Here is a 5,974-nt window from a genome sequence, read left to right on the forward strand (position 1 = left end):
CGATAAAAGTCAAAGAATTCTTGTACTCTTGTTGGACAGAGCATGGACATACCTCTTTTTGGAAAGTTTCAGAAACCTGTGTCTGGCAGCAAAACTTGAATAAAATCAACAATCAATGCCCACTGCTTATCAGCAGTTAAGTGCTTCAGATTAGATCAAACGGGCGTGCTTTTCAGGATGCTTTCTCAAAAATAATCTACCCGGTTGAATTAAAAGTACTTTTCATTGAAGGTTTGCATTCAATGGTTCATCAGGGTTTAACCAAATCCTGCACCTAGGAACCAACAGGGAAAGTTGAAATCATGAGCGCCTTGCCACTTCACTATGAAGCTCCAACACAGCTTGAGGTTCACCCGCACTGGGATGCTCCAGCAGGAAGGTAACGTCATGCACCATTGTATTGCCAGCTATATCCAGACTGCTATGCGCGGTGAGTTTTTCGGCTGGCACCTGAATTATCAGGGTGAACATGCCACCCTTGGCATCTGTCGTAACTTCCAGGGCGGCTGGAGGGTTTCTGAAATTCGCACGGCCTGCAACGGCAAACCCGGCCCTGAACTGGAAAAATATGTCCACAACTGGGCTTATCACAGCGAACAAAAACGCATCCGTAGTGCGGCATGGCAGCAGGTGACTCGTGCACTGCGCCAGCGGGAATTGAGGCTGGCTGTATCACTACTCAAAGGTGTATTGAGGCTTTATTTTGATAAAAAAGCGATCCCAGTTAACAGGGAGATGCACTAGTGTCTGCTCAAGAAATCGGTAATTGACCAGCATCAAAATACTGTATATTTAATCAGCATTTGATTGATTATTGATCAGCCTTGTCTTATCCTGGATCAAGTAACCCAGACAAGACTTGGAGATCAAAATGACAGAACCCAACACAATCCTCGGTGACTCTCAGGCTTACAGAAAAATCGTTTCATCCGTACCCATGCCCGATCCATTAACACCCGAGGCAATGATCCATTACAGAACCGAAATTGCCGAGCTTCTGATCCTGGAAGACATCCGCAGAAAGGTATTGCCTGAAACAGTTGAAACCATCTCTGAGCTGCATGATTACATAGATGCCAACCTCTACCTGATAGATGAAGAGCACGAGGATGCAATCTGGAGCAATTTCTTCAACTGGGACTGGGATGCATGGAAGAGCTACGACCATCTTGTCTCACAGACCAACGCAGTGGATAACTGGTTACGCAGTGGCTGCAAAGGGAAAGCCACTGATCATATTGTGCTGCCTGAAGAGCTGCCACCACAGCCTTGTTAGTACCAGTATTCAATATTCTCAGGAAGTCATCCATTGCCACACCTCTCTCTGACAAGTCTCACAAAATCCGCCAGAGTGAGTAACCATCGCTGTTGCTCTGTATTATAGGTTGAATGAACTGCATCGGGTATGATCAGCTGGAGCTGTTTGGATCGCATTTCTGAAGTCTGGGTCATGCTGATGCCAGCCTCCAGTGTGGCGAGGTATTTCACCTGCAGACGATCACCTTCGGCCAGCACCTGCCGCCAGCGATCCTTGCAGGTTGTCTTTGCGCCCAGCAGAAAGACACTATCTGGGGTTAGACTTGCATCATGGTATGCTCCGAAACTCGGAAACATAAAATCCGGTTTGGAGTTATTCTCTGTGACTCTTCCAGCTCCACCCTTTTCAAAGGGCAAGGCATTTTCAGCGAAAATCTGTGACAGATGATTTTCAAAAGCATGTCCGACGCGTGACTTTCTACGATTCTGGACGCTCAGTGAGAAACTGATGAAGGCATCCACATCATCACCACCACTACCGAACCCTTCACGCAATTGCCGCTGAACGACATGGCGCTCATAGGCTCGAAACAGCGCCTCCTCGCGCTCCATCCAGCCCAGAAGAGCCGCATCAGGGTCATCCGTGCTACTGAAGCTGGAAAGCTCTCTGGCGAGAGAAGAAAATACTGCAGTTTTCGGGAAAGCATCTCCGAATCGGGACAGAACAAGATCCAGATCATTTTCAGCCGTTGCTTCATCAAAAGCAGAAATACCGATCTCTTCCAGCAGCAGTCGCAATGGCAGCAGCAGTTTTGCTTCCGGCATATTTGCAGCGCTGAACCTCTGACCGGGTCGGCTGATTCCAAAAAGGTGTCTTAACTGATACTCCGCTGGTGAGTCAGGTGGAGTAAAAATCAGTAGTAATGAGTTATCCTTATGTTTTGCAATCAGAAAAAAGTCACCTTCACCGATCTGTGAAGTAACTGGATTATCCTTGTAGTAAAGCCGGTATTCAGCAGCCCTGTGAACTACGTTTCTACGCGAGTCATACCAGGTCACATGATCACGGCAAAGCTCCACTTCACCCGAGTCGCTGATGTATGCCATCAGGCAAGGAAAAATCCTTTCATCATTCTTGCCGGGTTCACCAAGATAGCGTTTGAAACCTACGCTGGGCAGGCCACCGATTTCATGCTGATTCGAGCGACTTCTGTCAGCATCAACTGCACTCAAGTATTTAGCCGCAGCCCCTTCAAAAATATCACTGACTGAATCCAGCATCCTTCACTCCAATCTGACAGATTCTGACTTTTCGAAAGAATACTACAAGAACTCAAAGCTTAACTCTCGAAACTGTAATAACCAGTTTCACTGCTTATGCTTTTTGAGCCGCATCAACAAAAAACAGCAAACAGCCAAACAAAGACTGTGTTCATATACAGTAAAAATCAGGTGCTTCACCCCAAAGCACTATACTGATAACTGCATTAACACTTGCACGAATATGAGTCTGCACTGAGAATAGGGGTCTTTAATGTGATCTCTGATCACACAAATGACCCAGAGGAAAACCATGAACAATCCACTGCAGCTCAATCTGATGAATACCTTGAATCAACAACTCCTTACGGGCAGCATTGGCCCTGAAATGGCATTGCTACGCCGAGTCGCAGAAATCTATGACCAGAAGCAGATCGCCGAAGTGCTGGGTAGAGTTACACCCGGCCACTGGACACGCGAAACTATTAATCGTGCACTCAAAGGGAAGGCCAGCCCACGTTTTTCTTTCAGCGAGTATCAGGCATTGAAGGAGTTGCTCCCAAAACGCCCAGAACACTACGATAATCCAAAATTCAGATTTATTGATCTTTTTGCCGGGATTGGTGGAATACGCAAGGGATTTGATGCGATTGGAGGTAAATGTGTTTTCACCTCTGAATGGGATGGCAACGCCAGACGAACATATCTGGCAAATCATTTCTGTGACCCATCGGAGCACACTTTTAATCATGACATCAGGGATGTAACTCTTTCCAGTCACCATGACATCAGTGAAGAGCAGGCCTACGCACACATTAACCAGGCCATTCCGGATCATGAAGTTCTGCTGGCAGGATTTCCCTGCCAGCCATTTTCTCTGGCCGGTGTATCAAAGAAAAATTCTCTTGGGCGCAAGCACGGCTTTGAGTGTGATACTCAGGGCACACTTTTCTTTGATGTCGCAAGGATACTTGCGACCAAAAAGCCCCCGGTTTTCCTGCTTGAAAACGTCAAAAATCTAAAAAGTCACGATAAAGGAAATACCTTTCGGGTTATCTGCCAGACTCTGGATGAACTGGGTTATGAGGTGGCAGATGTTGATATCCTCAAAGGGTCTGACCCGAAAGTGATTGATGCGCGCCACTTCGTTCCACAACACCGGGAGCGAATTGTTCTGGTTGGTTTTCGCAGAGATCTGGATATTCACCAGGGTTTCACGTTGAAAGACATTCAGCAGTTCTTTCCAGAAACACCACCACGGTTTGCAGATATCCTGGAACCCCAAGTCGATGAAAAGTACATTCTGACACCCCGACTCTGGGAATACCTTTACAAGTATGCTGAAAAGCATCGTGCAAAAGGCAATGGCTTCGGGTTCGGACTGACTGGCCCCGACACTGTTGCTCGGACACTGTCCGCCCGCTATCACAAAGATGGCTCTGAAATACTGGTGGATCGTGGATTTAATCCATCAGACAACTTTTATTCTGACAATAATCAGAAAAACCGCCCCAGAAGACTGACACCCAGAGAGTGCGCCAGACTGATGGGATTTGACGGTGTCAATGAAAGCAACATGGTGATTCCGGTTTCTGACACTCAGGCTTATCGCCAATTCGGGAACTCCGTGGTTGTTCCTGTTTTTTCCGCTGTAGCGAGGTTACTGTCTGATCGGATACCCTCATTCAAACAAAGTAACGACGAGGTAAAGCAGCACCAGATACCAATACCACTGACAATCACATAAGCATCAACTGTTAAATATGTCTTCTTCAACCACTGATAACACAACAGTTTCCCCGGTTCGTTCAAGGAACATGTCTGCCATTCGGAGTAAAAATACCCGTCCGGAGATGGTTGTCAGGAAGGCTCTGCATTCTCTTGGATTCCGCTATCGCCTGCATGTAAAGGACTTAGCTGGCAAGCCAGATCTGGTGTTAAAAAAGTATCACCTGGCTGTTTTTATTCATGGCTGTTTCTGGCACCGGCACCAGCATTGCTTTTATACCAGCACACCAGCCACCAGGAAGGAGTTCTGGCAACAGAAGTTCATTCAGAATCAGCAGCGCGACCGGCTGAATCAACAAAAATTACTTAATAACGGCTGGCGTGTCCTGATCGTCTGGGAGTGTGGACTGAGATCACTCTCCCCTTGTTTTAATGACCTCGTCAGTATCATCCAAAGCACAGAACAGTTGATCGAATGGCCTGCGCAACCGTATCGCAAATCTGATGGCTTATAACATAGTACTCAGCTGAACCTGACAACCGTTAGCAAACAAGTACCGATCATATTTTCAATAGTACGCAAACCGCAAGGAGCAAACTGATGCCCACCCTTCATTGTCTTTTACCATCTGATGACTGGGATCACCCGGTATACAAGGTTCTGGCCAACAACGATACGGGCAACACTACGGGGCATCAGGGTGGTGTATTGATCCCCGTGGATCTGCGCGAGTTCTTTCCTGGTCTGACAGGAGTTTATTCAGCTGACCAGCCAACCGTTGACCAGAGAGTTGAGGCTCAGCTTTTCGTTGAGAATGATTACCGCGGAACAGTCAGCACACGTTATCAAATTCAAACCTGGGGTGGCCAGCGATCACCTGAAACAAGACTGACTGATCAACTCGGCTGTCTGCGCAATGCCGCAACTGGTGGCGATGTCCTCGTTATTCAGCGAAGTGTTGGTCGCCTTGATTATTACAGGCTGACACTTATCAGAAAAAATTCGACAGAGTTTACTGAAATAGCCGAGCTTATCACCGATAAGCGCTGGGGAGTGCTGACTGACACACCACCTGTTACAACAAATGATTTTGACTCGGCACTCAGAGAAGAAGCGTCTCGTGAAAAAGCGCCCTTCAGCCCATTTGATACCGCTGCCAGCCATTTCTCTTCCACGACCAGAAAGGTTGCCCGCTCTCTTGCATTTCGCAGAACGGTTCTGGACTTATATGATGGGTGCTGCGCAGTTTGCGGTGAAGCACTGAGAACACCTTCCGGCCTGATTGAAGTGGATGCCGCACATATTGTGCCTCGCTCTTTATATGGCGCTGATGATGCACGAAATGGTTTTGCCTTGTGCAAACGTCACCACTGGGCGTTTGATAATGGACTCTTCAGTATTGATGAAAACAGAAAAGTTTTCGTGCCAGCTTTAGTATCCTCAATACCGCAGAATACCAGCCTGAAAATATTACACGGAGTGCCTGTTCGTGAAGCCAGCAACTCCGCCTTACAGATTCACCCCGCTGCAATCCAATGGCACTGGAAACACACACTGATTAGATCCGAATAACCTTCACGGGCAAACAGGATGCTCCATCAATAGGATTGCATTACTATTTTTGACTATCGTGGAAAGTAATACATTCCTATTGTTGCATATCAACTTCTTACCTGATCATTTATCCAGCATGAAAAAATGATCACGGGCAAATCGGGTCTTCCACCA

General features: G+C 47.1%; 6 protein-coding genes. 5 read left to right on the plus strand and 1 reads right to left on the minus strand.

Annotation, left to right across the window (positions count from 1 at the left end):
- Positions 1–363 precede the first annotated feature (363 nt).
- Together IBX50_RS16140 and IBX50_RS16145 are read left to right on the plus strand one after the other, a co-directional pair.
- Positions 364–744 (plus strand): PcfJ domain-containing protein, encoded by a 381-nt coding sequence (locus IBX50_RS16140; protein ID WP_292257323.1) that lies wholly within the window; start codon positions 364–366, stop codon positions 742–744.
- Between the two features lie 127 nt (positions 745–871).
- On the plus strand, positions 872–1,276 hold the full coding sequence (locus IBX50_RS16145; protein ID WP_292257324.1) for a hypothetical protein: 405 nt from the start codon (positions 872–874) through the stop codon (positions 1,274–1,276).
- Positions 1,277–1,302: 26 nt separating this feature from the next.
- On the opposite strand, the gene IBX50_RS16150 is transcribed toward IBX50_RS16145, so the two are convergent.
- Complete coding sequence (locus IBX50_RS16150; RefSeq protein WP_292257325.1) at positions 1,303–2,538, minus strand: type II restriction endonuclease; 1,236 nt, start codon at positions 2,536–2,538, stop codon at positions 1,303–1,305.
- Between the two features lie 292 nt (positions 2,539–2,830).
- On the opposite strand from IBX50_RS16150, the gene dcm reads away from it, so the two are divergent.
- From dcm to IBX50_RS16165, 3 genes are all read left to right on the plus strand, one after another.
- Positions 2,831–4,264: a DNA (cytosine-5-)-methyltransferase gene (gene dcm, locus IBX50_RS16155; RefSeq protein WP_366930743.1), complete on the plus strand. Its 1,434-nt coding sequence runs from the start codon at positions 2,831–2,833 to the stop codon at positions 4,262–4,264.
- A gap of 16 nt (positions 4,265–4,280) precedes the next feature.
- Positions 4,281–4,760 (plus strand): very short patch repair endonuclease, encoded by a 480-nt coding sequence (locus tag IBX50_RS16160; RefSeq protein WP_292257326.1) that lies wholly within the window; start codon positions 4,281–4,283, stop codon positions 4,758–4,760.
- Between the two features lie 203 nt (positions 4,761–4,963).
- A complete protein-coding gene (locus IBX50_RS16165; protein ID WP_292257327.1) occupies positions 4,964–5,818 on the plus strand; it encodes an HNH endonuclease in 855 nt (284 codons plus the stop codon).
- The last annotated feature ends 156 nt before the right edge of the window (positions 5,819–5,974 follow it).

Source organism: Marinospirillum sp. (assembly GCF_014859565.1).